This window comes from Streptomyces sp. NPDC003077 (assembly GCF_040611095.1).
In the GTDB taxonomy this organism is placed as follows: Bacteria; Actinomycetota; Actinomycetes; order Streptomycetales; family Streptomycetaceae; genus Streptomyces.
The window spans coordinates 28,995-54,961 of the sequence record NZ_JBEXNM010000004.1 but is presented as its reverse complement, the minus strand read 5'-3'; the positions used below and the strand labels follow the sequence as shown (position 1 = coordinate 54,961).

The following is a 25,967-nucleotide window of genomic DNA, read 5'->3' as shown; positions in this document are numbered from 1 at the left end:
TACATCGCCACCGCCTCCGCCACCCTCACCGGCCTCAAGCCCGGCACCACCATCCAGACCCGATTCGTCGAGGTCAAGGGCCCCGGCTCCGGCGAGCCCCAGAAGCTCCTGCCCGTCCAGGAACACCTCGCCACCACCGGCTCCACCTTCATCAGCCAGACCACCACCGGCGCCTACGTCGCCGACGGCAACCGCGTCCAGTGGCACATCGACATCGCCGACGGCACCGACAGCGCCACCGTCACCAGCGGCACCCTCCAGGCCAACTACTGGAAGTCCTGACCCACCACGGCCGGGCCCCCTCACAGGGGCCCGGCCCGCCCCGCGGTGTCCCCGTCGCGCAACGCGCCGACGGGGACACCGCCTTTTCCCTCCCCTCTTTCCGAAAGGAACCACCGGTGGTCACGGTCGATGAGCTACTCCCGTACACACTGACGTACGCACAGCAGGATTGGACGTTCACGAGCGAGCAAAAGGGCTTCGGCAAGGTCATCATCGAGGAGGCGCTGAAGGCCGGCCTCGGTTACCGGGGCGCGGTGGTCGGTATCGCCACCGCGCTTCAGGAGTCGGGCCTGAGGAACATCAACGGCGGTGACCGGGATTCCCTGGGCCTTTTCCAGCAGCGTCCCTCCATGGGATGGGGCACACCCGCGCAAATCATGGACCCGCACTATTCCTCGGCCAAGTTCTTCTCCACGATGAAGGAGATGTGCCCCGGCAAGTACGGGCCGAACTACCTGACTGAGCGGCAGCTTTGGGAGGTCGCACAGACGGTCCAGCGCAGTGGCTTTCCCACGTACTACGCCAAGCACGAGCGCGCGTCGGCCGAGCTCGTCGCCGAGCTGGCGGGCGACGCCGACGACACGCCGAAGCGTGTGAGCCTGGGCCGTAACGCCGAAGCCGTGTTCAAGCCGAACGAGCGCAAGGAACTCGTCTTCGACGTCGAGTACGACGACGCCGGCAACCAGCACGGCGCCGGCGGCTCCGCCTTCGTCTACGGCCCCGCCCACTACATCGCCACCGCCTCCGCCACCCTCACCGGCCTCAAGCCCGGCACCACCATCCAGACCCGATTCGTCGAGGTCAAGGGCCCCGGCTCCGGCGAACCGCAGAAGCTCCTGCCCGTCCAGGAACACCTCGCCACCACCGGCTCCACCTTCATCAGCCAGACCACCACCGGCGCCTACGTCGCCGACGGCAACCGCGTCCAGTGGCACATCGACATCGCCGACGGCACCGACAGCGCCACCGTCACCAGCGGCACCCTCCAGGCCAACTACTGGAAGTCCTGAGCCGTCAAAGACCGGCCCGTCGTCCCCAAGGCCCGGTGCCGGCCGCCCTCGCGCCGTCCTCCCGGCGGTGCCGCACCGCCTCCTCCGTGCCGCTCCGGGGTGTTCCCCGCCCGGAGCGGCACGGGCCCCTTCCGTTCGCCGCCCAGAGAGGAAGCCACGTCGTATGTCCACAGCTCGCAGGGTCATCGCCACCGCTCGCGCGGAAGTCGGCTACCGCGAAGGGCGGACGTCGGGCCACTGGAACAACGTCCAGCGCTACAGCCCAGCGGTGCCCGGGCTCCAGTGGTCACAGGGCCAGGCGTGGTGTTCGACCTTCGTCTCCTGGGTGTTCCGCACCGCCGGGGCCGCCGGCCTCGCTCCCGTCACGGCCTCGTGCGCGGCGGGGGTGGAGTGGTACCGCGTCCGCGGCCGGTTCAGCGATTACCCGGTGATCGGCGGACCGGTCTACTTCGGGCCCGGCGGTGGCACCCACGTCGGGCTGTGCGTCGCCTACACGGACACCACCATCACCACCGTGGAGGGGAACACCAACGCCAACGGTTCGGCCGAGGGCGACGGCGTCTACGAGAAGACGCGCCCGCGCCGCTCCGCCTACGTCCACGGTTACGGCGTCCCCGACTACCCCGAGGGCGTCGTCCTCGCCGACCCCGCCTGGCGATCGCGGCGCGGTGTCACCTTCTTCGCACACGCCGCGTCGGTCGCCGACCTCCCCAGCGCCACCGACTCCCCCAGCGCGGCCAGGGCCACGAACGTCGAGGCGTTCGCCCCCTTCCCCGGCGCGGACTGGTTCAGGCGGTCGCCCCGGTCCCCGCTCGTCACCGCCATGGGCCGCCGGCTCGTCGCCGAGGGCTGTGCCGCCTACGCCGATGGCCCGGATCCGCAGTGGACCGAAGCCGACCGGCGCGGTTACGCCGCGTGGCAGCGCAAGCTCGGGTACACCGGCGCCGACGCGGACGGCTGGCCCGGCCGCGCTTCCTGGGACGCGTTGAAGGTCCCTCCTGCCTGACCCCTCACCCGCACCACTGGGCGGAGCGCTCCGCCCTTCCCTGAAATGAGGCACCCCGCCATGACCGACGCCACCCGCCGTGCCGTCCGCACCGTCGTCCAGACGGCGGTGGCCCTCGCCGTCCTGCTCCCCGCGATCGTCGAGGCCTCAGGCATTCCTCCGACCCTGCCGTGGGTCGCCGCGGCCCTGGGAACCGCGGGTGGCCTCGCCCGCGTCATGGCGCTGCCGGGCGTGCAGGCGCTCCTGCCCGCCTGGCTGCGCGCCGAACCGCCCACGGTGCCGCGCTCCCAGGACCGCAGCGGCGGAGGTGACGCGTGACCGACCCCACCTCTGAGGTCGCGCTGGAACTGGAGCGGTTGCGCGGGGCCGTCGAAGCGGGGTTCGCCCGGGTCGACGGTGCTCTCGCGCTCCTCGTCCAGCGCTCCGACCAGACCGATCGCCAGCTCGCCGACCTCGACGCCCGGCTCGATGCCGTGGAGCGCCGCCGCTGGCCGCTGCCCAGCATCGCCGCTCTCGTCGCGGTGGCCGGGCTGCTCGTCACCATCTGGACGGCCACGTCCGGGCATTGATCACCCGTGGCCGCATGGCCGCGCTGCCCCTGCCCCGTTCCCCCTTCCCCGCCCTCGCTGCCGGCTCGTTCCGGTGGCGGGGGCGGGCTTTCGTGCGTTCCGGTGGCGGCACAGCGGGCCACTGACGAGGGCGGCACGACCCGCCCCCGTCCCCCACCCTCAGTACGACTTCGGCAGTCCCAGCGACTGGTGCGATACGTAGTTGAGGATCATCTCCCGGCTGACGGGGGCGATGCGGGCCACGCGCGCCGCCGTGATCATGGCGGCCAGCCCGTATTCCCTGGTCAGGCCGTTGCCGCCGAGGGTGTGCACGGCCTGGTCGACGGCCTTCACGGCGGCCTCGGCCGCCGCGTACTTGGCCATGTTGGCGGCCTCGCCCGCGCCCATGTCGTCGCCGGCGTCGTAGAGGTACGCGGCCTTGCGCGTCATCAGGCGGGCCAGCTCGATGTCGATGTGGGCCTGGGCGAGCGGGTGGGCGATGGCCTGGTGGGCGCCGATGGGCTCCTTCCACACCTGCCGGGTGCGGGCGTAGTCGACGGCCCGTTCCACCGCGTAGCGGCCCATGCCGAGCGCGAAGGCCGCCGTCATGATCCGTTCGGGGTTGAGGCCGGCGAAGAGTTGGAGGAGCCCGGCGTCCTCGTCGCCGACCAGGGCGTCGGCGGGCAGCCGGACGTCGTCCAGGACGAGTTCGAACTGCTTTTCCGGCGCGGCCAGTTCCATGGGAATGTGGCTGCGCGTGAAGCCGGGCGTGTCCCGGGGGACGATGAACAGGCAGGGCTTGAGCTTGCCGGTGCGCGCGTCCTCCGTCCGGCCGACGATGAGCGTGGCGTCGGCGATGTCCACGCCGGAGATGAAGACCTTGCGGCCGGTGAGAATCCAGTCGGTCCCGTCCCGGCGGGCGGTGGTGGTGATCCGGTGCGAGTTGGAACCGGCGTCGGGTTCGGTGATGCCGAACGCCATCTTGCGGCTGCCGTCCGCGAGGCCCGGGAGCCAGGTCCGCTTCTGCTCCTCGGTGCCGAAGCGGGCGATGACCGTGCCGCAGATCGCCGGGGAGACCACCAGCATGAGCAGCGGGCATCCGGCGGCGCCCAGCTCCTCCAGCACGATGGAGAGTTCGGTGATGCCGCCGCCTCCGCCGCCGTACGCCTCGGGGAGGTTGACGCCCAGGTAGCCGAGCTTGGCGGCCTCGGCCCAGAGTTCGTCGGTGTGCCGCCCGTCGGCGACGACACCGGCGAAGTACTCCCGGCCGTACCGCTTACCGAGCGCGGCCACCGCGGCGCGCAGGGCGCGGTGTTCTTCGGTTTCGATCACAGGGTTGCTCGTGGGGCTGCTGCTCACGGGGCGCTCCTTGTGTACGGGGACCATTTAGGGGAGGGGGCGGTACCGGGGGTGGTGGGTCACGCGGTGACGACGGCCAGGAGGGTGCCCACCTCCACTTGGCGGCCCGGGACCGCGTGCAGCGCCGTGAGGGTGCCCGAGGCAGGCGCGGTGATCTTGTGTTCCATCTTCATCGCCTCCAGCCACAGCAGCGGCTGCCCGGCCTCCACCCGCGCCCCCTCCGCCAGACCGTCCGCGACCCGCACCACCGTGCCCGGCATGGGGGCCAGCAGCGAACCGGGTTCCGTACGGGTCGTGGGGTCGGGGAAGCGCGGGACGGCGGTGAGGGCGTACGAGCCGAGGGGTGAGTCGACGAAGACGCGGGCTGGAGACGGGCGGGTGGTAGTTCCGCCGGGGCCGACGCTCGTCCCGGATCGGGCCTGACGAGGCGCCTCGTAGCGGGATACGTCGAACCGGCGGCGTATGCCGTCCACGTCGAGCACCACGTGGTCGGCGGCCAGGGACAGCAGTCGGATGCCCGGGAAGCCCTCGGCCCGCAGGCCGTCCCTGGTGAGTCGGTAGCGGATCTCGTACTCGGTGCCGTCGGACGCGTACGTCTTGACCTGGGGCTGGGACGGCACGTTGCGGAAACCGCCGAAGCGGGACCGGCCGTGCGCGTCCGTGAGCGCGGCGGCCAGGGCGGCGATGCGGGCCCCGGACGCGGCCTCCGGTGACGGGGCGGTGAGCTCGGCGAGGTTGCGCTCGTAGAAGGCGGTGTTGAGGCCGGGGAGGGTGGGGAGGGGGGCGTCCGATACGTCCGGGGCGCCCGGGGCGTCCGAGATGAACGGGGCGTCCGGGGCGTTCTCGGAAGCGTCGTCACGTCGTGCCTGGTCGCCCGCTCCCTCCCCCGTGAAGTCCGGGTGGCGCAGCGAGCGCACCAAGAGGTCCCGGTTGGTCACCGGGCCGTGGATGCGGGCCCGGGACAGCGCGTCGGCGAGGCGGCGGATCGCCTCGTCCCGGGTGGGGGCCCAGGCGATGACCTTGGCGAGCATCGCGTCGTAATGCACACCGATGGTGTCGCCGCTGGTCACGCCGGTGTCCAGCCGTACGCCCTCCGGGACGGACAGATGGTGCAGCGGACCGGTCTGCGGCTGCCAGTCCGCCGCCGGGTCCTCCGCGTACAGCCGCGCCTCCACGGCGTGGCCGGTGGGTGGCGGGGGCGCGGCGGGCAGGCGGCGGCCCTCGGCGACGCGCAGTTGCAGGGCCACCAGGTCCAGGCCGTGGATCGCCTCGGTGACGGGGTGCTCGACCTGGAGGCGGGTGTTCATTTCGAGGAAGTACGGGTGGCCCGAGGGCGAGACCAGGAACTCCACCGTCCCCGCGCCCCGGTAGCCGATGGCGCGCGCCGCCTCGGAGGCGGACGCGTGCAGCCGGTCGCGCAACGTGGCGGGCAGGGCCGGGGCCGGGGCTTCCTCGATGACCTTCTGGTGGCGGCGCTGTAGGGAGCAGTCACGGGTGCCGAGAACCCAGACGGTGCCGTGCGCGTCGGCCAGGACCTGCACCTCGACGTGCCGTCCGGCTTCCACGTACGGCTCGACGAACACCTCGCCGTCCCCGAAGGCGGCGGCGGACTCGGCGCGGGCCGCCTCCAACTCAGCTGGTAACGCGTTGAGTTCCCGCACGACGCGCATACCACGTCCGCCGCCGCCCGCCGCCGCCTTCACCAGCAGCGGCACGTCGCCCTCCGTCACGCGTTCGGGGTCGAGCGGGGCGAGCAGCGGCACGCCCGCCCGGCCCATCAGCTCCTTGGCGCGGGTCTTGGAGGCCATGGCCTCGATGGCGGCCGGCGGCGGGCCGACCCAGACGAGCCCGGCGTCCTGCACCGCCGCCGCGAACCCGGCGTTCTCGGAGAGGAACCCGTAACCCGGGTGCACCGCGTCCGCACCCGCCGCGAGCGCCGCCTTCACCACGAGGTCACCGCGGAGGTAGGTGTCGGCGGGAGCATCGCCCGGGAGGCGCACCGCGGCGTCGGCCTCGCGGACGTGCCAGGCGTCGGCGTCCGCGTCCGAATGCACGGCGACGGTGGTGATGCCCAGGTCGCGGCAGGTGCGGAAGATCCGGCGGGCGATCTCGCCGCGGTTGGCGACGAGGAGGGAGCGGATGGGCGCCTGGGGAACGGTCGACCTGGTCGGCCCTTCGGGAACGGTAGCTGCCTCTGAAACGGTCGGCTCCTCGGTGAGCCCCCGAGCCCCATCGGCCCCCTTGGCCCCGTCGGCATCCCTGTCAGCACGCATGAACAACCAGCCCTCTCACATCCGGAAGACGCCGAAGCCGCCCCGCGCGCCCTCCACCGGCGCCGTGTGCAGGGCGGACAGGCACAGGCCCAGGACGGTGCGGGTGTCGCGCGGGTCGATGACCCCGTCGTCGTACAGCCGTCCCGACAGGAACATCGGCAGGGATTCCGACTCGATCTGCTGCTCCACCATGGCGCGCAGCGCCGCGTCCCCCTCGTCGTCGTACGGCTGCCCCTTCGCGGCAGCAGAGGCTCGGGCGACGATCGACAGCACCCCGGCGAGCTGCTGCGGCCCCATGACGGCGGACTTGGCGCTCGGCCAGGAGAACAGGAACCGGGGGTCGTAGGCCCGGCCGCACATCCCGTAGTGGCCCGCGCCGTACGAGGCGCCCATCAGGACGGACAGGTGAGGGACGCGGGAGTTGGACACCGCGTTGATCATCATGGCGCCGTGCTTGATGATGCCGCCCTGCTCGTACTCCTTGCCGACCATGTAGCCGGTGGTGTTGTGCAGGAAGATCAACGGGATGTCGCGCTGGTTGGCGAGCTGGATGAACTGGGCGGCCTTCTGGGACTCGGCGCTGAACAGCACGCCCCGCGCGTTGGCCAGGACGCCCACCGGGTAGCCGTGCAGCCGCGCCCAGCCGGTGGCCAGGCTCGGCCCGTACAGCGGTTTGAACTCGTCGAAGTCCGAGTCGTCCACCAGCCGGGCGATCACCTCGCGCGGGTCGAAGGGCGTCTTGAGGTCGCCGGGGACGATGCCCAGCAGCTCGTCCTCGTCGTACCGGGGCGCGGGGACGGCGGCGGGCGGATCGGGTGTCGCCTTGCGCCAGTTGAGGCGGGCGATCACGCGACGGGCCTGGCGGAGCGCGTCCGGCTCGTCCACGGCGAAGTAGTCGGCCAGGCCGGAGGTGCGGGCGTGCATCTCGGCGCCGCCCAGCGATTCGTCGTCGCTCTCCTCCCCCGTCGCCATCTTCACCAGCGGCGGACCGCCCAGGAAGACCTTGGCCCGCTCCTTGACCATGATCACGTGGTCGGACATGCCCGGGATGTACGCGCCGCCGGCGGTGGAGTTGCCGAACACCACGGCGACGGTGGGGATGCCCGCCGCCGACAGCCGCGTGATGTCCTTGAACAGCGCCCCGCCAGGAATAAAGATCTCCTTCTGGCTGGGCAGGTCCGCGCCACCGGACTCCACGAGGGAGATCGCGGGCAGGCGGTTGGCGTAGGCGATCTCGTTGGCCCGCAACGCCTTCTTCAGCGTCCAGGGGTTGGAAGCCCCGCCCCGTACGGTCGGGTCGTTGGCGGTGACCAGGCACTCCACCCCTTCGATCACCCCGATCCCGGTGACCAGGGACGCGCCCACCTGGTAGTCGCTGCCCCAGGCCGCGAGCGGTGACAGCTCCAGGAAGGGGGTGTCGGGGTCCAGCAGCAGTTCGATGCGTTCCCGGGCGAGGAGCTTGCCGCGCTCGCGGTGCCGGGTGACGTACTTCTCGCCGCCCCCACCGATCGCCTTGGCGTGCTCAGTCTCGATCTCCGCCAGTTTGGCGAGCATGGTCTCGCGGTTCGCGGCGTATTCGGGGCTCGTGGTGTCGAGGCCGCTGACGAGGACGGTCATCGCCGGGCCTCCGGGGGGAGTGGGGTGGGCAGGGCTGGTCTGTGTTCTGGTGCGGGGTGCTCGTGGGCCGTGGGGCGGTGGGGTGCGGGGGCGGGCTTCGGGGCTGGTGGGGTGGTCGCCAGCTCCGTTTGTGGTGCGAGGTCCCCGCACGCCGTGAGCCGGTGGCGTGCGGGGATGGGCTTCGGGGCTGGTGGGGTGGTCACCAACTCCGTTTGTCGTGCGGGGTCCCCGCACGCCGTGAGCCGGTGCCGTGCGGGGACGGGCTTCGGGGCTGGTGGGGTGGTCACCAACTCCGTTTGTCGTGCGGGGTCCCCATACGCCGTGTGCCGGTGGCGTGCGGGGACGGGCTTCGGGCCTGGTCGGGCGGTCACAGCAACACCTCCGATCCCCATGCGCGGCACCCGCACGCCGCGAGCCGGAACGGCCTTCGGTGCAGGTGAGGCCGTCACGGCAGCACCTCCGCAACCCGCGCGGTGCGCCCGCGCGCCATGGGCTCGTGCCGTCCGGGAACGGGCTTCGGTGCAGGTCGGGCGGTCACAGCAGCACCTCCGGGATGTCCAGGTGGCGGGAGCGGAGCCACTCCCCCACGGCCTTGGCCTGCGGGTCGAAGCGGGCCTGGGCGGCGACGCCCTCGCCGAGCAGCCCCTCGACCACGAAGTTCAGCGCCCGCAACCGGGGCAGGACGTGCCGGGTGACGGGCAGCGCGGCGGCCTCGGGCAGCAGCAGCCGGAACCGTTCCACGGTCAGCTCGTGCGCCAGCCATCGCCAGGCCGCGTCCGTACGGACCCACACGCCCACGTTCGCCGACCCGCCCTTGTCGCCGCTGCGGGCCCCGGCCACGAGGCCGAGCGGCGCCCGGCGGGTCGGGCCCGGGTCCGCGAGCGGCTCGGGCAGCTCCGGCTCCGGAACCGGTTCCAGCGCCCGCGTCTCGGGCGCCGGCCCGACCTCGACCCGTCGGCCGTCCGGCAGCACCGCCACGTGCGGCACGGTCGCCGCGTCCACGAAGGCCGCCTCGAAGACGCCGTACGGATCGCCCTTCCCCGGTGGCGCGGTGAGGTGGAAGCCGGGGTAACTGGCGAGCGCCAGCTCCACGGCGGCGCCGCTCACCGCCCGCCCCACCACGGCCTGCTCCGCGTCCCGCACGACCAGTCGCAGCAACGCGCTCGCCTCCTCCTGCACCGCCGCGTCCGGATGGTCGGTACGGGCCAGCGTCCAGCGCGCCTCGGCCGGCCGCCGCCCGGACGCGTCCAGCGCCGCTTCCATCTGCTCCCGGACGAGTGCGGCCTTGGCGTCCACGTCCAGGCCCGTCAGGACGAAGGTCACCTCGTTGCGCCAGCCGCCGAGCCGGGTCAGCCCCACCTTGAGCGTCGGCGGCGGTGCCTCGCCGCGGACTCCGGTGACACGCACCCGGTCCGGTCCGTCGTCCGTCAGCCGTACGGTGTCCAGCCGCGCGGTCACGTCCGGACCGGCGTAACGGGCCCCGGCCGTCTCGTAGAGCAGTTGGGCGGTGACGGTGCCGACGTCGACCAGTCCCCCGGTCCCGGGGTGCTTGGTGATGACGGACGAGCCGTCGGCCGCGATCTCGGCCAGCGGGAAGCCGGGGCGGCGCACGTCGTGGCCGGCGAAGAAGGCGTAGTTGCCGCCCGTGGCCTGGGCCCCGCACTCCAGGACGTGGCCCGCCGCCACCGCGCCCGCCAGCCGGTCCCAGTCGTCCGGCCGCCACCCGAAGTGCGCCGCCGCGGCCCCGCTGACCAGCGCGGCGTCCGTCACCCGGCCGGTGACCACCACGTCGGCCCCGGCCCGCAGGCACGCCGCGATACCGCCGCCCCCAAGGTAGGCGTTGGCCGTCAGGACACCCTCGCCCCAGCCCCCGCGCGCCAGCAGGTCGTCACCCTCCACGTGCGCGACGCGGACGTCCACCCCGGCCTTGTCCGCCAACTCCCTTATCGCGTCGGCCAGCCCGGACGGGTTCAGCCCGCCCGCGTTGACGACGATCCGCACGCCGCGCTCGACGGCCAGGCCGAGTCCTTCTTCGAGCTGACGGAGGAAGGTCCGGGCGTAGCCGCGGCCGGGGTCCTTGAGGCGGTCGCGGCCGAGGATGAGCATGGTCAGCTCGGCGAGGTAGTCACCGGTGAGGACGTCCAGCGGGCCGCCGGTCAGCATCTCCGTGAACGCGCTGAAACGGTCGCCGTAGAAGCCGGAGGCGTTGCCGATGCGGAGGGGGGTGGGGGGTGGTTGCGGCGGGGTGTTGGGGGCTTGGGCCATGGGGGCGGCTCCTGGGAGGGCGGGGGGCGGTGAGGCTGGTGGGGGCGGCTCCTGGTGGGGCGGCGGGGCCGGTGGGGGTGGCTTTGGGTGGGGCGTAGGACGAGTCGGTGGGGCCGGTGGAGGTGGCTCCTGGCGGGGCGGGAGGCGGGTCGGCGGGGCCGGTGGGGGTGGGCTGGGCGATCTCCTCCGTGTGGCGCGCTCCTCCGTGTGGCGCGCTCCTCCGTGTGGCGCGCTCCTCCGTGTGGCGCGTCAGTCGGGGCTTCCGCCGGCTTCCGCCTGACCGGGCCGGTCGTCCGTCGCGGTCAGGACGCCTTGCCCGGGCTCCCGGCCCGGGCCCGGAGGGCCGGCGAAGGCCTGGGCGATGCCGAGCCATTGCTCGGCGTCGGCGCCTCGGGCCTGTACGTCCACATCGGCACGGTGCGCGCGCTGGGTGGCCAGGAGGCAGAAGCCCAGCGCGTCGCCGGTCACCGTCTGGGCGGCGTCCTCGGGGCCGAAGGCCCAGGTGCCGCCGTCCGGGGCGCGCAGCTCCACCCGGAACTCCTCCTGCGGCGGGGTGAGCCCGCGCGCCATGTACGCGTAGTCGCGCGCCCGCACGCCCAGCCGGGCGATGTGCCGGAGTCGTGCGGTGGGCTCGCGGGTCACGCCCAGGGCGTCGGCGACGTCCAGGCCGTGCGCCCAGGTCTCCATCAGGCGCCCGGACGCCATGGAGGCGGCGCTCATCCGCGTCGCGTACCAGGGCAAACGGTCGCCCTCCGGCATCGCGGCCAGCGCCCGCCACATCTCCTCACGGGTCGTCCGCCAGCGGGCCAGCAGTTCGGCGGGGGGTACCCGGATCTCGCGGGCGGCCCCTTCGTCGACAAAGCTCTCGGTCAGGGTGAGGGCCCGCTCGGCGGTCTTCCGGAAGGTCTCCGGGTCGGTGACGGCCAGCAGCACTTGCCGGTCGGTCCACAGCAGGTGCCCGATCTGGTGGGCGATCGTCCAGCCGGGCGCGGGCGTCGGTGCCGCCCACCGCTCCGGCGGCAGCCCGGCCACCAACGCGTCCAACTCCGCGCTCTCGTCCCTCAGATCCGCCAGCACAACACTCGCGTCGGCCACGCTGCATCCCCTCGTCGGGCCATCTGCCTTACGGGCAGGGCTAGTTGACTCTCCGCTTACATGGTGCGGGCGGTCGAACGGGTCGCGCGCTATGAGCGTGGCAGCGGGCCAGGAAACAATCAAGCACGCATGCATGATTTTTGCGCGGAGTGGTGGGACGGGGCGGTGTGGGGCACGGGGTGCGGTGGTGTGGGGCGCGGGGTGGGCTTCTGGGCCGCCGATCGTGTGACGGTTGACCGGCGTGTTGGTCATGTGGTGCTGGGCGTGTTGCTCGGCCCGATGGCAGTCGGTCGGCTGACGGCGACCGCCGCGTTGGTCGACCCGCTCTCCCCGACGGGCCGACTGTGTGCTCCGGGCCTGACGCGGCCCGCCGCCCGCCGTGCGCCGCGTACCTACGGAATACCTACGGAGCAACCCACGTCTGGTGTGGGCTACGGCCCGCAAGCGCGACCCGTAGCCCTGACCCGCGACCATTTCGCCCGATCATGGGGCCCTCCCCCCTCCCCCTCCCGGCCCCCGCACCCCGCCCCCGCTCCCGCTACCCCCGCCCGCCCCCACCCCCGATCGCGTACACCGAATACCGCCGCCCCCGTGTCGGCCCCGACGTCAGGGCCAGGCACAGGCGGGAGCTGCCGCCGTGTCCGCGCAGCACCGCCAGCCCCTCGGGCTCGCGCGGACGGAGTCCTTGCCCGAACCCGACCCGTATCTGCTGGTCCACCCGGCCGGTGTGCAGGTCCACCCGTTGCAGCCGCACATTTCCGCCCGACGACGGCGGGTTGCCCGGTCCGTAGCCGCTGCCGGTCAGCTGGTAGACGTGGTCGCCGTGCAGCGCCATGCCCTGGAAGGGCGGGCCCGCGGCGGGTTGGGGCAGGTCCGCCAGCGGCCGGTAGTCCCGCGCGGCGAACCGGCGCAAGTCGTAGACGGCGTACCGGTACCGGCCGCGTCGGCGGTAGCGGAGGAGCAGCCGGCCGGTGGCCGGATCGATCGCCGGGTGGTTCTTCGTGGTGCCGGGCAGTGGCCGGTACGTGGCGAGCCCCGAGCCCCGGGCTCGCAGTACCGCCCCGTGCCGGAAGTGGAAGCGGCAGATGCCGCGCCCGTAACCGGAGACCGGGTTGTCGTCCCACTCGGTCCACAAGGCGGGGCCGCCCGCACCCCCGTCTTCCAGCCCGAACGCCCCACCGTGCCCGAACCCGAGGAGGAACATGTGCCCCAGCCGATCACCGCGCGTCGTAAGCCGGTTCAGGCACAGGTCACCGCGGCGCCTGCGCTCCTCGTGCCCGTACGCGCGCGGCTCGCCCGGCAGCCGCACGCCGCCCTCCATGACCTGTATGGCATACAGGTGGCCACGCCGCTCGTCGAAGGCGAAGGACTGCAGGACCGTGGTGTGCGCCAGCCGTCGCCGGTCGATGAGCAGCCGCGCGGGGCCCGTCAGCCGGATGCCGTCCGCTTCCCGCTGCCCCGCTCCGGGGCCGGGCCGCCGCCCGGCCTGTTCACGCGTCTGCGGTCCGCCCTCCATGCCGGTCTCGTCTCCGCGTGGCCCGTCCCGTTCGCGCACCTCCGCGTACGGTCGCCGTTCGTCCACGTCCGCGCCCGGCCGGTCCCACGCGTACGGCCCCTTTCCTGTGCGCGGCCCCGATCCCGACCCTGATCCCGACCCCGGCCCCGACCCCGACGGAAAGCCGTCCCCGGCGCTCGTCCCCTCCTCAACTCCCCTCCCCACATAACCCGCTGATCTGTGCGTGCCCGGACCGGCCGCACCGGCGCCGCCCGGAACCTCCGCACCAGGTGAGCCACCTCCACCGCCCTCCGTCCCCGCCGACCGGCGCCCGGTGGGCCCTTCGCCGCGGCACCGGCCCGGCCACCAGCCGTGTCCCGCGAGAACACCACCGAACAGAATCACTTGCCTGCGTCCCAACCACCCCATGTCAAAGGCTTGTCCGGCGTACGCCCCCGCAAATCCACCGGCAACCCCGAGACGTCCCCCACGTATCCCCGAGCTCGCTCGTACGGTTTTCTCCGGGACATCCCCCAAGGGTCGGGTTCCCGCCATCGCCACTCCCCGCCCAGCATCGCCAGGCTTCACATCACCGTCCGGCCGGCCGCGCCTTTCCGCAGGTCACGTCCTCACGTACGACCGGAACCGAGCGCACCGCACATCAGCCTTCCGCCACCCCGGCGCCAAGCACGCGTGGCGCGTTGTCGTCCGTGGCCGGTACACGCGGGTCGCCCGGAAGCACCCGTGCCGCATCCGGCGCACGCCCCGCGCCCCACGTCACCCCCTCCGAGCGCCGCCGCGCCCTCGCTCCTCCCCTGTCATGAGGACACCGTTCCGCCACGAACGCACCGTTCCGGGCACCAGAACCCGACATGTTCAGACCGGCCGATATCGCTGCTTTCCGACCCGTGCTTACCGGCCATGCTGTCCAACGGCAGCCAAGGGAGGGGAAATGAGACACCGCGCAGCACTCCGCACCGCCATCGGTGCCACCGGCACTCTGCTGTTCCTCGCAACGGGCGCGCCGGCCGCCCCGGCATCGGCTGCACCAGGCCCCGCACCCTCCACCGAACCGGCCCGTCATTCCGGCGCACCATACGGCTACCTGGAGGCATCGAGCCCCACCACCACACGCTGCGTGTGGCAGCAGGGAACCGATGACGCCAATTGGAAGCTCTGCGCCCTGAGCGGTGCGGGCGGACGCGTACACAACAACGCGGTACCGGGCCCGAAGTCCCACGTGCTTCTCTACGCACTGCCGTACTTTCGCGGCAACCAGTACTGCCTGCCGCCCCAAGCCGTCCTGGACACATTGAGCGGCGGTGTCGCGTCCCACCGCTGGGTCGACCACTGCTGACCATGGCCGGACCCACCGCCCCGGGCGCCCGCCACAGAGGTCTGCCCCGGCTCCTCGCGTCCGTGCTCCTCTGCCTCGCCACCGTTTCCGCGGGGTGCGCCGCCACACCCGACGCCCCGACCGCGGCCCGCCCATCCTCCGCCGACCCGCGCCCCCTGACCGGACAGGAACGCCAGGTACTGCGGACCGCCGAGCAGGTCCTCACCCGTCGCTGCATGACGGCCCAGGGCTTCCGGATGTGGCCGACGCCCCCCGACCCCGTGCCGGACGCCCGGGACTTCCCGTACGTCGTCGACGACCCGGCTTGGGCGGCGCGGCACGGTTACGGGAGCGACCTCCAGCGCCGTATCGAGGCCGTGCGGGCGGCCGACCCCAATCGCCGGTACCTGCGCGGCCTTCCCCCGGCACGCCGCGCGGCGGCGCTGGCCGCCCTCAACGGTGCCGTCCGGGAGGGGCCCAAGGTCACCCTGCCCGACGGCACGGTCCTGGGCCGCAGCCGCCACGGCTGCACCTCGGCGGCCCTGCGCGACCTGTACGGCGACCTCGACGCGTGGTTCCGCGTGCAGACGCTCACGGACAACCTGTCGGGCACACGGCAGAGCCGGGTGTTCGCGGACCCCGCCTACCGGGACGCCATACGCCAGTGGTCCACCTGCATGAACCGACGCGGCCACGACTACGCCGACCCCGGCGCCAGCCGCGCCGCCTTCGCCGACCCGCGCACGCCCGCCCAGCGCGCGCGGGAGATCGCCACCGCGGTGGACGAGGCCCGGTGCGCCCGCGACAGCGGCCTCGCCGCCACCGCGCGCCGCCTCGACCGCCATTACGACGCGACGTTGCGCACCCAGTACCGCACGGCGCTCCAAGACCGGCTCCGGCGCGAACACGCCGCCCTGCCACGCGCCCGCGCCGTCGCACCCAGCCCAGCCCGTTCCCCGTCCACACACTCCTAGGAGGAACCGATGACCCCGACCACCCGCAGAATCCGCACCGGCCTCGCGGCCCTGGCCCTCACCGCCGGAACCGTCCTGGCCCTGCCGACCACCGCCAACGCCGCGCCCGCCCGTCCCACCGCGCCGCCGCCCGCCGCCGACGGCTACTTCTACGCCTGGTTGCACGCCGGCCAGAACGGCACGAGCTGCCGCTGGTCGGGCAACTCCACGAACTGGAACTCCGGCTGTTCGCTGCGCAACCAAGCCTCCTCCGTACTGAACTTCGGCTACGAGGAGACGTACGACGACGTGCGCATGTACTGGGGCCTCAGCTACGGCGGCGCCTCCTACTGCGTCGCACGCGGCGTCTACCTGGACAACCTGGCCAACTACACCTTCCCGAACAACGGCTCGGGAGCCGGCCAGTCCCTGAACGACAACATCTCGTCCCACAAGTGGGTGACGGGCTGCTGAACCCCACCGACCGCGAAGGAGCCCCCGCAGGATGCGGGGGCTTCCCCTTTCACTGCTCGCTACGAACGGAGACTAGAACTTCTCGCCCTTTACGCATTCAACGAACGCGTACCACTCGGAGGACGTGAAGAACAGAGTGGCCCCGCGCCGATTCTTGCTGTCGCGGACGGCCTTGCCGTCGTCGGGGAGCGGGGCGACCTCGACGCAGTTGTCCTGCTGACCACTCGCCGAGGACTTGACGAAGGCACCCGCGAGAGTCGGAGTCATGACGACTGATCATCACCTAACGACGTAGCGCGCCCGAAGCTCATCCGGCGCGCACGGAAAACGATACGAACGACGCCCAATCCGCAGGGCAAACCGCAAGGACAGGGCCGAGACGATCTTTCGAGTCGCGCACGCGAACCACGTTACGGGTGACGGCTACTTCGACACATTCACCGCCCTGGTTGCCGCTGTAACTGGACTTGGACCAAGCACCTTCTTCGCCCATAGCGACTCCCCTGCTGATTGCCGAGAAGCTACACCTCGGAGCCATGACCGGCCACGAAATCAATCAACGCCGTCCAAGCCTCCGCACTGGCGCCAATGACCGCTCCTGTGCGGTTATACGAGTCGCGTACGTGCACCGTCTCGTCGCCGGACGTGGAGACTTCCACGCAGTCACCGCCTTCATTACCGCTGTAGGTGGACTTCAACCAACATCGCCGATCACCCATAGTGGCCCCACCAATTTTTCACCATGACATAGCGGCCGTCCTCCCAACATGACAGCCACTTGGCCCCGACGCGCGTCTCTTACCTGAATCGTCAGCCGCGACCTCCTCCGTCCGGAGTTCAGCCGACGGCCCGGCGCTCGGCGGCAACGCCTCGTCCAGCAGAGGGCCACGTCGCCCCATCGCCTCCGGCAGGGACGAAGCCCGGCGAGCGAGTAAGCGGTCGCCGGGCCCTGTGTCCTCGTGCTGTCGGTTCAGCCCTCGGCTGACACGGTGCCGCGCGGGTGACTCCGTACGTAGTGGACGAACGAGGTCCATGCACGGGGGCACACCGCGAGCGCGGGTCCCGACCGGTTCTTCGAGTCACGGACTCGAACGGTGCTGTGGCCCGCGGCGAATTCGACGCAGTCGCCGCCTTGCGGACCGCTGTAGCTGGACTTTCGCCAGATTGGCTCGCTGCTCATACTTGTCCCGCCAACTTCTCGATGATTTCGGCTGACTCGCTTGTCGGAAGCGCTTGCGTCCGGATCATGTCGTACCGCAGCATCAGCCTACTGACCGCTTTGCGATCAGTTACCAACTGGCGGTTCGCCTGGCTCTCGATGTACCCGACTTTGCGCCGCTCAGGCATTTCGAGCAAGATCATGCCACCATCGATGCCAGGGTGTTCTTTCACTCCTGTAGGCATCACTTGGATGGACAGGCTTCGTTGCTCTCCGCGCCTCAGTACCTGCTCCAATTGCGCACGGTGAGTGCGACTTCCTCCGATGGGACGCTCAAGAGCTGACTGCTCGATCACGAAGTTCACTGTGGGCGGGCTCTCACGGTCCAGTACCTCCTGCCGTGCCAGCCGTTCGCCAACACCGCGTTCGACTTCCCCTTCGGTGATCGCCGGCACAGCAGCGCCTACCACTGCACGCGCGTATTCCTCGGTCTGCAAGAGTCCGGGCACCGCCAGAGGGTCATACGAGTACCGGCTGACGCAATGCGCCTCGTACCTGGCCAGCGGCCTCACAAACGGCGAAAAGCGCACCTCTGCCAGAACGGGCACCCACGCACTCAACATTCCTCTGGCCGACAACACTTCGTCTGCCTTGAGCACCGTGGCCTCCTCAGGGATGCGTGTCGCCAACTCGTATGCCTTGATGGTGTGCATGGCATAGCCGAGCAGCTTGCCCAGTTCTTCCCTGGACAATCCGGCGAACTCACGGCACATCTTCAGCTGACCACCGAAAACCGTCACGACTGCGGACGCTGCCTCATCGTTTTCGAGGTCCATCACTCACCTCCTGGACACAAGCCATGCGCGACGGACACCAGTCACGCTCCGTACGCGCGCCATCACTTTCCAAGCTAGTGACGCTCCGCGATCGTGGCGGCATGAACGAGAAAAGCAGCCTGCGAAGTCCCTCTTTCGGGGATGGCGCCCTATTGGAGGGCCGGGAAGCGGCACGGGAGTTGGTCGAGGCGCTTGCCCTGGTGGGAGTGAAATTGCCGTCGCTCCGGGGCGACTTTCCCGTCATGGGCAAGGGGTTCGTCCATCTCGGCGGGGCCGGTGCCGACGAAGTGCGCCGCCTCGCCTCATGGATCCGTGAGCGCGCCGAGTCATGAGGCCACGACGAATGACGATCGCCGTCTACCAGGTCGGGCCGGACGGGGAGCGCAGTGATCTCCGTTCGGTGCTGGTGCGGGCGGACGACCCGGAGGGGATCGAGAACGGCTCTCCGGTCTATCCGCCCTGCCGGTGTCCGCGGCACCGGGAACAGGACGGCACCGCCGGGGAAGGCGACGCCCGGACCGACTGAGCCCCGTTACCGCAGATCACGGCTTCCGGGGACAACTCCCTCACGCTGTTCCAGACCGACGCCGACGGGCCGCTCGCGCCGGGCGGTGGCCCACGGTCCTTGCGGGTGACGGTAACCAACACCAGCGACAAGGACATATCCCCGGTCAGGGTCGCCGCCTACGCCTGGCGGCAGATGGACGACGAACCGGCGCTGAGCCGGTTCGTCAAGGTCGAGTACAAGTCGCCGGGGACCGGGGCGTGGACTCCCGTGAGTGACGACGCCACCGGCCTCTTCGTAACGGACGGCATGCTGAAGGCCCGGCGTCGGTCACCTACGACCTGCGCCTGCGCGCCACGGCGGGCCCCACCGGCCAGAACCTGATCCACATCGTGAACGCGTCGGACAAGCCCGCCCCGACCGCCAAGCCCAAGCCCCCACCACATCGAAGCCCAAGCCGACCACGAGCGCGAACGAGCCGTCCAAGCCCCACCCGACCGCCGGCAAGCCGTCCGGCGCCAAGCCCACCGGCTCCCCGACGCCCACGGCCGCCCACCCCGCGCCCGCGACGACCAGGCCCGGCGGCGCCACCGCCTCGCCGAGCGTCGTACCGGCGGCGTTCGTGCCGACCGGCAACGGCGGCAACCTCGCCCGGACCGGCTCCTCCGACGCCCTGCCCACCATCGGCCTCATCGGCGGCGCCGCCGTCCTCGCGGGCGGCGCGACCGTTCTGATCACGCGTCGACGCCGGACGAACTGAGGACGGCCCGGCCCGACCTCGGACGCCGTCACCGGCACGGGGAGGCCGGGCTCACTCCCCGAACCACACAACCCTCTTCCCGCCACAAACGTCTCATGAACGCCTCGCGAACATCCGAGCGCACCCTTACGTCTCCTACGGGAAGAGGACTGCATGAAGCTCCGCCACACCGTGGCCACGGCCGTCGCCGTGGCCACGCTGGCCCCGGCCGCCCTGCTGGTGGCCCCCGCCGCGTACGCCGCCGAAGGCACCCAAGCCACCCAAGGCGCCACACGCACCGAGGAGAAGGTGCCTGGCTGCGAGACGGTGTCCACCGCGTACGGGGACTACGAGCAGAAGACGCTCACGCTCAACCAGACCGATGTCGACGGACCGGTCGTGCGGGGCGGGGGCTGGCGGAATTTCCACGCGACGGTGACCAACATCAGCAACAAGGATGTGACGACGCTCAACGCAGCCGTCTACACATGGCGGCAGGTGGAAGACGAGGACCCGGTGGTCGCCTCGTTCGTCGATGTCGAGTACAAAAACCGGGAAACCGGGAAGTGGATCCCGCTGGGCTACTACGAGCACTTCGTCCGTAACGGTGTCCTGAAGGCCAAGAAGTCGGTCACCTATGACCTGCGCCTGCGCGCCAAGGCGGACCTGCCCGCACACATGACCTGGGCGGACGTCTCCGTCGAGGTGTCGTTCGTGGACTCCTACCGCTTCCCCAAGCCCGACGGTCGTGTCGTCCCCTGCCTGGGGAGCTCCACCGGCCAGAAATCGATCAAGTTCGTGAACGCGACGGACAAGCCCGCCCCGACCGGCAAGCCCAAGCCCCCCACCACGTCGACACCCAAGCCGAGCACCAGCGCCACCACCACGCCGAAGCCCACCGCGCCCGTGACGCACACGCCCACCAGCTCCCCCGTGCCCACCAAGCCCACCGCCCCCGTGACGGCCAGGCCCAGTGCCCCCTACGCCTCGCCGAGCGTCGTGGCGGTCGCGGCCCAGTTCCCGACCGGCGGCGGTGGCAACCTCGCCCAGACCGGCTCCTCCGACGCCCTGCCCACCGTCGGCCTCATCGGCGGCGCCGCCGTCCTCGCGGGCGGCGCGGCCGTCCTGATCACCCGCCGTCGCCGGACGAACTGAGGACGGTCCGTCGCGGCCTGACGGACCCGGACCGGCCTCACGGGCCCGGCCCCGGTAGCTCGTAACCGATCAGCCCGATCGCCTATCTGCGGGCGCCGCCCAGGGACGCGGCAACGACCTGGGCGGCGCGTCCCCGTACGGAGCGCGGGTAGCGCCTCACCCCGACGCCGCGCTCCCCGCACTCCGTACGGCCCCAACGCTCGCCACCACCACCAAGGCGATGGCCGCGATCTCGGGCCAGCCCAGCGCCTGGTCCAGGACGAGGAAGCCGGCCGTCGCGGCGGCGGCCGGTTCCAGGCTCATCATGACCGCGAGCCCGGAGGCGGGGAGGGTGCGCAGGGCGAGCAGTTCGAGGGTGTAGGGCAGGACCGAGGACAGCAGCGCGACGGCCGCGCCCAGGCCCAGCGTCACCGGGTCGATCAGGGCCGTGCCCGCCGTCGCGATCCCGAGCGGCAGGCTGAGCAGCGCCCCCACGGCCATCGCCAGGGCCAGCCCGTCCACCTGCGGGAAACGCCGCCCCGTACGGGCCGAGAGCACGATGTACGCGGCCCACAACGCGCCCGCCGCGAGGGCGAACGCCGCGCCCACCGGGTCGAGCCCGTCGACCCCTTCCCGGCCGAACAGGGCCACGCCCCCCAACGCGAGCGCGGCCCACAGCAGGCTCAGGGCGCGGCGCGACATCACCACGGACAGGATCAGCGGGCCCAGGAACTCCAAGGTCACCGCCGCGCCCAGCGGAATGCGGTCCACCGCCTGGTAGAAGAGCGAGTTCATGCCGGCGAGGGCGACGCCGAAGGCCACGATGGTGGCCCAGTCGCCCCGGCCGTACCCGCGCACCTTGGGACGCGAGAAGACGAGCAGCACCAGCGCGGCGACGACCAGGCGCAGGGTGACGACACCCAGCGCGCTCGCCCGGGGGAAGAGCAGCACGGCCAGCGACGACCCGAACTGGACGGAGACGATCCCGCCGAGCACCAGCGCCACGGAGGTCAGCCGACCACTCGTCGCCGAGCTCTTCGCCGGGCCCCCCGCCCGTTTCGCGGGGGTGACGGTTTCAGGGGGCGCGGGGACGGCGGGCGCGGGAACGGCAGGCGCGGGGACGGTGTGCGCGGGAACGGCGGACGCGTGGCCGACGTGCTGCGGGGCAGCGGCCTCGGCTGAGGGAAGGATCTCGCAGGGGAACGGAAGGGCGGGGCGTGCATTCCCCTGAGGTGCCGGTTCGGTGCCGGGCCGCGCGTTCCCCTGAGACCCCGGCTCGGCGGCAGGCCGCGCGTCCCCCTGACGCCCCGGCTCGACGACGGGCCGCGCGTCCCCCTGAGACCCCGGCTCGACGACGGGCCGCGCGTCCCCCTGAGACCCCGGCTCGACGACAGGCCGCGCGTTCCCCTGACGCCCCGGCTCGACGACAGGCCGCGCGTTCCCCTGAGGTCTCGGTTCGTTGGGAGACGGTTCCACGCGCTCACGCTACGGCCCGACCCGCGTACGCGGCACTTGATTTCCGCGTGGCAGAGACCCCTCACAGCCGCTCCGCCAGCACCTCCGCCAGGTGCCGGGCCCGCCGTCCCGCGAGCTGGTCGATCTGCGTGCGGCAGGAGAACCCGTCCGCGAGCACCTCCGCGCCGGAGCCCGCCTCCCGCAGGGAGGGCAGCAGGCGTTCCTCGGCGCAGGCGGTGGACACCTCGTAATGCCCCCGCTCGAAACCGAAGTTGCCCGCCAGGCCGCAGCACCCGCCGGTCAGTTCGCCCGTCAGCCCGGCCCGGGCGCGCAGCCGGCGTTCGGCCGCGTCGCCGAGGACCGCGTGCTGGTGGCAGTGCGTCTGCCCGACGGCGGGGCGGTCGACGCGCGGGGGCGTCCAGTCGGGAGCGCGTTCCTCCAGGACCTGGGCGAAGGTCCGGACGGCGGCGGCGACCCGGGCGGCGCGCGGATCGGCGGACAGCAGCTCCGGCAGGTCGGTGCGCAGGGCCGCGGCGCAGCTCGGTTCCAGGACGACCACCGCGAGCCCCTCCGCCACCATCGGCCACAGCGCGTCCACGGTGCGCCGCATGACCTTCCGGGCCCGGTCGAGCTGCCCGGTGGAGACCCAGGTCAGCCCGCAGCACAGGGACGTGCGACGTCCGGCGGCGCGAAGTACGGAGATCCTTCTTGCTCCCTCCGTGTCCGAGGGCAGGTGGCCCGACGACGGCAGCACGACATTCAACTCGGCGGCCTCCAGCACGCGGACGGCGGCGCGTCCGACCTGGGGAGTGAGGTGGTTGGTGAAGGTGTCGGGCCACAGGACGACCGTCCGGGCGGTCCGTTCCCGGGCGTCCGGCTCCCCGTCCGCGTCCTTCCGCAGAACGCGGCCCAGCCGGACTTCGCGGGCCGGGAGCCCTCCCGCGCGCTCATCCCGCCGCAGCCGCTCCCGCCACCACCGGACGAAAGTGGGCGACGCCAACCGAGGCAGATCGCGCTCAGGGGCGATGCCGCCCAGCCGTTTGGCAACGGCGGCCAGCGGTGTGCGGGCGAGCGCGTTGAGCACCGGGGCGGCGGGGGCGGCGGCGCGCAGCCACAGCGGTAGGTAGCCCATCGAGTAATGGGCGGCGGGGCGCCGGCGGCCCGCGTAGTGGTGGTGCAGGAACTCCGCCTTGTACGTGGCCATGTCCACGCCGGCCGGGCAGTCGCTGCGGCAGCCCTTGCAGGACAGGCACAGGTCGAGGGCGTCCCGCACCTCCTCCGAGCGCCAGCCGTCGGTGATCACCTCGCCGGCCAGCATCTCGTGCAGCAGACGGGCGCGCCCTCGGGTGGAGTGCCGCTCCTCGCCCGTCACCCGGAAGGACGGGCACATGACACTGCCGCTCGCCGAACGAGGCGCCGTCTCCCGGCACTTGGCCACGCCGACGCACCGGCGGACCGCCGCCGAGAAGTCATCCCCGTCGTGCGGCAACCCGAACGCCACCGGGACGGGACGCCTCGGCAGCGGCGCGAAGCGCAGGTTCTCGTCCAGGCGGGCGGGCCGCACGACCATCCCGGGGTTGAGGCCGCCCGCCGGGTCCCACAGGTCCTTGAACCGCGTGAAGAGGCCGACCAGTTCGTCCCCGTACATCGTCGGCAGCAGTTCGGCGCGCGCCTGGCCGTCGCCGTGCTCGCCGGACAGCGAGCCGCCGTGCGCGACCACCAGCTCCGCCACGTCCTGCGAGAAGGCGCGGAACCGGGCCACGCCCGGCTCGGTCAGCAGATCGAAATCGATCCGTACGTGGACGCAGCCTTCGCCGAAGTGCCCGTACGGCGTGCCGCGCAGCCCGTACTCCGCCAGCAGCGCGCGGAAGTCCCGCAGGTAGGCGCCGAGGCGGGCGGGCGGGACCGCGCAGTCCTCCCAGCCGGGCCACGCCTCGCCGCCGCCCGCGTGGGCGGGGACGCGGGTGGCGGTGCCCGCCGCGTCGTCCCGGACGCGCCACAGGGCGCGCTGACCCGCCGGGTCGTGGACCACCGCGTGGTCCACCGTGCCGTCGGACGCGGCCCGGCACAGCCGTTCGGCACGCGCCCGCGCCTCCGCGGGGGTGTCGCCGCCCATCTCGACGAACAGCCAGGCGCCGCCCTTGGGCAGGCCGGTGGCGCCGGGCACCAGGTCGGCGGCCATGCCCTCGACGGTCAGCGGCCGGTGCGGCAGGAGGGTGTGGGCGGCCTCGGCCGCGGCGGACTCGTCCGGGTACCCGAGGACGGCCAGCACGCGGGCCTTCGGGGCGTCCACCAGCCGCACGGTCGCCTCGGTGAGGACGCCGAGCGTTCCCTCACTGCCGGTGAGCGCCCGCGCGAGGTCGATGCCGCGCTCGGGGAGCAGCGCGTCCAGGGCGTAGCCGGAGATGCGGCGCGGCAGGTCGGGGTAGCCGGTGCGCAGCAGGGCCAGGTTCCCGTCCACCAGGGTCCGGACGCCGTCCCGCAGCCGCTCGGGCAGCGCGTCCAGGGCCGCCGTGCCGCGCCCGGCCCGTACCCGTTCGCCGCCGTAGGTGAGCAGGTCCAGGGCGTAGACATTGTCTGCGGTGGTCCCCCAGGCCACCGAGTGCGCGCCGCAGGAGTTGTTGCCGATCATGCCGCCGAGCGTGCACCGGCTGTGGGTGGACGGGTCCGGGCCGAAGGTCAGGCCGTGGCCGCCCGCCGCCGCCCGCAGGTCGTCCAGCACCACACCGGGTTGCACCACGGCCGTACGGGCCTCCGCGTCCAGCGCCACGACGCGCCGCATGTGCCGTGTGAAGTCCAGGACGACACCGACGCCCGTCGCCTGCCCGGCGATGGACGTCCCGGCGCCCCGCGCCACCACCGGCACCCCGCGCTCCCGGCACACCCGCAGCGCCGCCGCCACGTCCTCCGCGTCACGGGGCGCGACCACGGCGCGCGGCACGCGGCGGTAGTTGGACGCATCCATGGTCATCAGCGCCCGGTCGCCCGCGGTGACGGACACCTCGCCGCGGACGGCCCGGCGCAGGGCACGGGCGAGGTCGTCGGCGGCGGTCTTCTCGGAGGGGGTGCGGCGAGGATCGGGACCAGTACCGGGAACGGGGTTGGAAACGGGACCGGGAACGGGGTTGGGATCAGCCATGGGGACAGACTGCCCCGGAGCGGGCGGGGCGGTCAGCAGGTGGCGCGGGTGTTCTGTGCGAGAGACCGGGCCTTGCCGCGGGGCCTTTCACGACGACCGCACGGTCGCCCGCCCCGCCGACGCACCGCCGATGCCCCCAACTCCCCGCCGATATATGGACGTTGTCCCCCAACACCCGGCCCAGCGCGAGCCCCTCCCCCTCAGTGCGCGATGCTGTCGATCAGCTCGCGGGCTCCCTGGCGCAGGAGGGCGACCGCGACGGCGGTGCCGAGCGTGGCGGGGTCCAGCGGCCCGGCCCATTCGTGGGCGTTGAGGACGCGCTTGCCGTCCGGCGTGAACACGCACGCCCGGAGGGACAGGCCACCGTCGCGCTCCGCCCTCGCGTAACCGGCGACGGGTGAGTTGCAGTGGCCCTGGAGGACGTGCAGGAACATGCGTTCGGCGGTGGCCTCTCGATGGGTGCGCGGGTCACCGAGTCCGCTGACGGTGCCGATGGTGCGCTGATCGTCGGCACGGCACTGGAGGGCCAGGATGCCCGCCCCGATCGGCGGCATCATCACCTCGGGCGGCAGCACCTCGCTGATCACCTCCGCCCGGCCGATGCGCTCCAGGCCGGACACCGCCAGCAGCACCGCGTCGGCCTCTCCCGCGGCGAGCTTGGCCAGCCGTCGGTTGGCGTTGCCCCGGAACGGAACGCACCGCAAGTGAGGGTGCGAGGCGGCGAGTTGCGCCGCACGGCGCGTGGAGGAGGTGCCGATCCGCGTCCCGGCCGGCAGTTCGTCGAGGCCGAGCCCGCCCGGGTGGACCAGCGCGTCACGGATGTCGTCCCGTTCGAGAAACGCGGCGAAGGCCGTGCCCTCAGGCAGCGGCCGATCGGCGGGCACGTCCTTGAGGCAGTGCACCGCCAGGTCCGCCTGGTGCGCGAGGAGAGCGGCATCGACCTCCTTGGTGAACGCCCCCTTCCCCTCCACCGCCCCCAGGTCCCCCATCCACTTGTCCCCGGTGGTCTTGACCGGCACCACCTCCGTCCGCAGCCCCGGATGCAGCGCCGCCAGGCCCGCGCGGACGCGTTCCACTTGGGCCAGGGCCATGGGCGAGTCGCGGGAGACGATGCGGATCAGCTCAGGGGTGGACATGCGGCTCACGGTAGGGGGTCGGGCCCCCTTCCCCTCGTACGTACGCCGACATGTCAGCCGGGCGGGTGGCCCTCCGCGCTACGGAAACCGCCCGGGGCGGGGACGGGCGCACCGTCCGCGTCGCCTTTCCGCGAAGGCAGCGGCGACACTG

26 protein-coding genes and 1 pseudogene are annotated in these 25,967 nt (G+C 72.4%); 13 read left to right on the top strand and 14 right to left on the bottom strand.

Annotation, left to right across the window (positions count from 1 at the left end):
- From ABZX96_RS04255 to ABZX96_RS04235, 5 genes and pseudogenes are all read left to right on the top strand, one after another.
- Positions 1 to 282: pseudogene (locus ABZX96_RS04255) on the top strand (hypothetical protein); the annotation flags it as partial.
- A 116-nt stretch (positions 283 to 398) separates the two neighbouring features.
- A complete protein-coding gene (locus ABZX96_RS04250; RefSeq protein ID WP_355537552.1) occupies positions 399 to 1,292 on the top strand; it encodes a hypothetical protein in 894 nt (297 codons plus the stop codon).
- A gap of 163 nt (positions 1,293 to 1,455) precedes the next feature.
- On the top strand, positions 1,456 to 2,298 hold the full coding sequence (locus tag ABZX96_RS04245; protein ID WP_355537549.1) for a peptidoglycan-binding protein: 843 nt from the start codon (positions 1,456 to 1,458) through the stop codon (positions 2,296 to 2,298).
- Between the two features lie 60 nt (positions 2,299 to 2,358).
- On the top strand, positions 2,359 to 2,616 hold the full coding sequence (locus ABZX96_RS04240) for a hypothetical protein (protein WP_355537547.1): 258 nt from the start codon (positions 2,359 to 2,361) through the stop codon (positions 2,614 to 2,616).
- Positions 2,613 to 2,867, top strand: a complete 255-nt coding sequence (locus tag ABZX96_RS04235; protein ID WP_355537545.1) for a hypothetical protein — start codon at positions 2,613 to 2,615, stop codon at positions 2,865 to 2,867. The genes ABZX96_RS04240 and ABZX96_RS04235 overlap by 4 nt, the downstream gene beginning before the upstream one ends.
- Positions 2,868 to 3,026: 159 nt before the next feature.
- Here the strand turns inward: ABZX96_RS04235 and ABZX96_RS04230 are convergent, their stop codons facing one another.
- From ABZX96_RS04230 to ABZX96_RS04205, 6 genes are all read right to left on the bottom strand, one after another.
- Positions 3,027 to 4,205: an acyl-CoA dehydrogenase family protein gene (locus tag ABZX96_RS04230; RefSeq protein WP_355537543.1), complete on the bottom strand. Its 1,179-nt coding sequence runs from the start codon at positions 4,203 to 4,205 to the stop codon at positions 3,027 to 3,029.
- 59 nt (positions 4,206 to 4,264) lie between these two features.
- Positions 4,265 to 6,478 carry a biotin carboxylase N-terminal domain-containing protein gene (locus ABZX96_RS04225; protein ID WP_355537541.1) on the bottom strand — a complete coding sequence of 738 codons (2,214 nt, stop codon included), beginning with the start codon at positions 6,476 to 6,478 and terminating at the stop codon, positions 4,265 to 4,267.
- Between the two features lie 15 nt (positions 6,479 to 6,493).
- Positions 6,494 to 8,095, bottom strand: a complete 1,602-nt coding sequence (locus ABZX96_RS04220) for a carboxyl transferase domain-containing protein (RefSeq protein WP_355537539.1) — start codon at positions 8,093 to 8,095, stop codon at positions 6,494 to 6,496.
- Positions 8,096 to 8,629: 534 nt separating this feature from the next.
- Positions 8,630 to 10,360, bottom strand: coding sequence for an acyclic terpene utilization AtuA family protein (locus ABZX96_RS04215; protein ID WP_355537537.1), 1,731 nt, complete (start codon positions 10,358 to 10,360; stop codon positions 8,630 to 8,632).
- A gap of 249 nt (positions 10,361 to 10,609) precedes the next feature.
- Positions 10,610 to 11,455: a TIGR03084 family metal-binding protein gene (locus tag ABZX96_RS04210; RefSeq protein WP_355537535.1), complete on the bottom strand. Its 846-nt coding sequence runs from the start codon at positions 11,453 to 11,455 to the stop codon at positions 10,610 to 10,612.
- A gap of 538 nt (positions 11,456 to 11,993) precedes the next feature.
- A complete protein-coding gene (locus ABZX96_RS04205) occupies positions 11,994 to 13,037 on the bottom strand; it encodes a teichoic acid biosynthesis protein C (RefSeq protein ID WP_355537533.1) in 1,044 nt (347 codons plus the stop codon).
- 865 nt (positions 13,038 to 13,902) lie between these two features.
- Here ABZX96_RS04205 and ABZX96_RS04200 point away from each other — a divergent pair.
- Genes ABZX96_RS04200 through ABZX96_RS04190 form a run of 3 tightly spaced genes read left to right on the top strand, consistent with a single transcriptional unit; the run spans position 13,903 to position 15,713 of the window.
- Entirely contained in the window at positions 13,903 to 14,307 is a 405-nt protein-coding gene (locus ABZX96_RS04200; RefSeq protein ID WP_355537531.1) for a hypothetical protein, read from the top strand.
- A gap of 2 nt (positions 14,308 to 14,309) precedes the next feature.
- Positions 14,310 to 15,260: a hypothetical protein gene (locus ABZX96_RS04195; RefSeq protein WP_355537528.1), complete on the top strand. Its 951-nt coding sequence runs from the start codon at positions 14,310 to 14,312 to the stop codon at positions 15,258 to 15,260.
- A 9-nt stretch (positions 15,261 to 15,269) separates the two neighbouring features.
- On the top strand, positions 15,270 to 15,713 hold the full coding sequence (locus ABZX96_RS04190) for a peptidase inhibitor family I36 protein (protein WP_355537525.1): 444 nt from the start codon (positions 15,270 to 15,272) through the stop codon (positions 15,711 to 15,713).
- Positions 15,714 to 15,785: 72 nt separating this feature from the next.
- On the opposite strand, the gene ABZX96_RS04185 is transcribed toward ABZX96_RS04190, so the two are convergent.
- From ABZX96_RS04185 to ABZX96_RS04165, 5 genes are all read right to left on the bottom strand, one after another.
- The gene (locus ABZX96_RS04185; protein ID WP_355537523.1) at positions 15,786 to 15,980 is read right to left on the bottom strand and encodes a DUF397 domain-containing protein; all 195 of its coding nucleotides are present in this window, start codon (positions 15,978 to 15,980) and stop codon (positions 15,786 to 15,788) included.
- Positions 15,981 to 16,020: 40 nt separating this feature from the next.
- The gene (locus tag ABZX96_RS04180) at positions 16,021 to 16,206 is read right to left on the bottom strand and encodes a DUF397 domain-containing protein (RefSeq protein WP_355537520.1); all 186 of its coding nucleotides are present in this window, start codon (positions 16,204 to 16,206) and stop codon (positions 16,021 to 16,023) included.
- Between the two features lie 28 nt (positions 16,207 to 16,234).
- The gene (locus ABZX96_RS04175) at positions 16,235 to 16,432 is read right to left on the bottom strand and encodes a DUF397 domain-containing protein (protein WP_355537517.1); all 198 of its coding nucleotides are present in this window, start codon (positions 16,430 to 16,432) and stop codon (positions 16,235 to 16,237) included.
- Positions 16,433 to 16,683: 251 nt separating this feature from the next.
- Positions 16,684 to 16,893 carry a DUF397 domain-containing protein gene (locus tag ABZX96_RS04170; protein ID WP_355537514.1) on the bottom strand — a complete coding sequence of 70 codons (210 nt, stop codon included), beginning with the start codon at positions 16,891 to 16,893 and terminating at the stop codon, positions 16,684 to 16,686.
- Positions 16,890 to 17,708, bottom strand: coding sequence for a helix-turn-helix transcriptional regulator (locus ABZX96_RS04165; protein WP_355537511.1), 819 nt, complete (start codon positions 17,706 to 17,708; stop codon positions 16,890 to 16,892). Before ABZX96_RS04165 ends, ABZX96_RS04170 begins: the two co-directional genes overlap by 4 nt.
- Before the next feature lie 101 nt (positions 17,709 to 17,809).
- Here ABZX96_RS04165 and ABZX96_RS04160 point away from each other — a divergent pair, with 101 nt between their 5' ends.
- The 5 genes from ABZX96_RS04160 to ABZX96_RS04140 all read left to right on the top strand — a co-directional run bounded on the left by ABZX96_RS04160 (position 17,810) and on the right by ABZX96_RS04140 (position 20,107).
- Positions 17,810 to 18,040 (top strand): hypothetical protein, encoded by a 231-nt coding sequence (locus ABZX96_RS04160; protein WP_355537508.1) that lies wholly within the window; start codon positions 17,810 to 17,812, stop codon positions 18,038 to 18,040.
- An 11-nt stretch (positions 18,041 to 18,051) separates the two neighbouring features.
- On the top strand, positions 18,052 to 18,234 hold the full coding sequence (locus ABZX96_RS04155; protein ID WP_355537505.1) for a hypothetical protein: 183 nt from the start codon (positions 18,052 to 18,054) through the stop codon (positions 18,232 to 18,234).
- Between the two features lie 105 nt (positions 18,235 to 18,339).
- Positions 18,340 to 18,597, top strand: coding sequence for a hypothetical protein (locus ABZX96_RS04150; protein ID WP_355537502.1), 258 nt, complete (start codon positions 18,340 to 18,342; stop codon positions 18,595 to 18,597).
- Between the two features lie 238 nt (positions 18,598 to 18,835).
- Positions 18,836 to 18,973 (top strand): LPXTG cell wall anchor domain-containing protein, encoded by a 138-nt coding sequence (locus ABZX96_RS04145; protein ID WP_355537499.1) that lies wholly within the window; start codon positions 18,836 to 18,838, stop codon positions 18,971 to 18,973.
- A 153-nt stretch (positions 18,974 to 19,126) separates the two neighbouring features.
- Positions 19,127 to 20,107: an LPXTG cell wall anchor domain-containing protein gene (locus ABZX96_RS04140; RefSeq protein WP_355537496.1), complete on the top strand. Its 981-nt coding sequence runs from the start codon at positions 19,127 to 19,129 to the stop codon at positions 20,105 to 20,107.
- 156 nt (positions 20,108 to 20,263) lie between these two features.
- Here ABZX96_RS04140 and ABZX96_RS04135 read toward each other — a convergent pair whose 3' ends face one another.
- The 3 genes from ABZX96_RS04135 to hemC form a co-directional block, all read right to left on the bottom strand.
- Complete coding sequence (locus ABZX96_RS04135) at positions 20,264 to 21,091, bottom strand: EamA family transporter (protein ID WP_355537493.1); 828 nt, start codon at positions 21,089 to 21,091, stop codon at positions 20,264 to 20,266.
- 532 nt (positions 21,092 to 21,623) lie between these two features.
- The gene (locus tag ABZX96_RS04130) at positions 21,624 to 24,680 is read right to left on the bottom strand and encodes an FAD-binding and (Fe-S)-binding domain-containing protein (protein ID WP_355537490.1); all 3,057 of its coding nucleotides are present in this window, start codon (positions 24,678 to 24,680) and stop codon (positions 21,624 to 21,626) included.
- A gap of 200 nt (positions 24,681 to 24,880) precedes the next feature.
- Entirely contained in the window at positions 24,881 to 25,816 is a 936-nt protein-coding gene (hemC, locus tag ABZX96_RS04125; RefSeq protein WP_355537487.1) for a hydroxymethylbilane synthase, read from the bottom strand.
- Positions 25,817 to 25,967 lie beyond the last annotated feature (151 nt).

Coding starts and splice junctions, on each gene's coding strand:
- ABZX96_RS04245 (WP_355537549.1), top strand. CDS start 1,456: ATGTCCACAGCTCGCAGGGTCATCGCCACCGCTCGCGCGGAAGTCGGC.
- ABZX96_RS04240 (WP_355537547.1), top strand. CDS start 2,359: ATGACCGACGCCACCCGCCGTGCCGTCCGCACCGTCGTCCAGACGGCG.
- ABZX96_RS04225 (WP_355537541.1), bottom strand. CDS start 6,478: ATGCGTGCTGACAGGGATGCCGACGGGGCCAAGGGGGCCGATGGGGCT.
- ABZX96_RS04220 (WP_355537539.1), bottom strand. CDS start 8,095: ATGACCGTCCTCGTCAGCGGCCTCGACACCACGAGCCCCGAATACGCC.
- ABZX96_RS04215 (WP_355537537.1), bottom strand. CDS start 10,360: ATGGCCCAAGCCCCCAACACCCCGCCGCAACCACCCCCCACCCCCCTC.
- ABZX96_RS04200 (WP_355537531.1), top strand. CDS start 13,903: ATGAGACACCGCGCAGCACTCCGCACCGCCATCGGTGCCACCGGCACT.
- ABZX96_RS04195 (WP_355537528.1), top strand. CDS start 14,310: ATGGCCGGACCCACCGCCCCGGGCGCCCGCCACAGAGGTCTGCCCCGG.
- ABZX96_RS04190 (WP_355537525.1), top strand. CDS start 15,270: ATGACCCCGACCACCCGCAGAATCCGCACCGGCCTCGCGGCCCTGGCC.
- ABZX96_RS04185 (WP_355537523.1), bottom strand. CDS start 15,980: ATGACTCCGACTCTCGCGGGTGCCTTCGTCAAGTCCTCGGCGAGTGGT.
- ABZX96_RS04180 (WP_355537520.1), bottom strand. CDS start 16,206: ATGGGCGAAGAAGGTGCTTGGTCCAAGTCCAGTTACAGCGGCAACCAG.
- ABZX96_RS04175 (WP_355537517.1), bottom strand. CDS start 16,432: ATGGGTGATCGGCGATGTTGGTTGAAGTCCACCTACAGCGGTAATGAA.
- ABZX96_RS04170 (WP_355537514.1), bottom strand. CDS start 16,893: ATGAGCAGCGAGCCAATCTGGCGAAAGTCCAGCTACAGCGGTCCGCAA.
- ABZX96_RS04165 (WP_355537511.1), bottom strand. CDS start 17,708: ATGGACCTCGAAAACGATGAGGCAGCGTCCGCAGTCGTGACGGTTTTC.
- ABZX96_RS04160 (WP_355537508.1), top strand. CDS start 17,810: ATGAACGAGAAAAGCAGCCTGCGAAGTCCCTCTTTCGGGGATGGCGCC.
- ABZX96_RS04155 (WP_355537505.1), top strand. CDS start 18,052: ATGACGATCGCCGTCTACCAGGTCGGGCCGGACGGGGAGCGCAGTGAT.
- ABZX96_RS04140 (WP_355537496.1), top strand. CDS start 19,127: ATGAAGCTCCGCCACACCGTGGCCACGGCCGTCGCCGTGGCCACGCTG.
- ABZX96_RS04130 (WP_355537490.1), bottom strand. CDS start 24,680: ATGGCTGATCCCAACCCCGTTCCCGGTCCCGTTTCCAACCCCGTTCCC.
- hemC (WP_355537487.1), bottom strand. CDS start 25,816: ATGTCCACCCCTGAGCTGATCCGCATCGTCTCCCGCGACTCGCCCATG.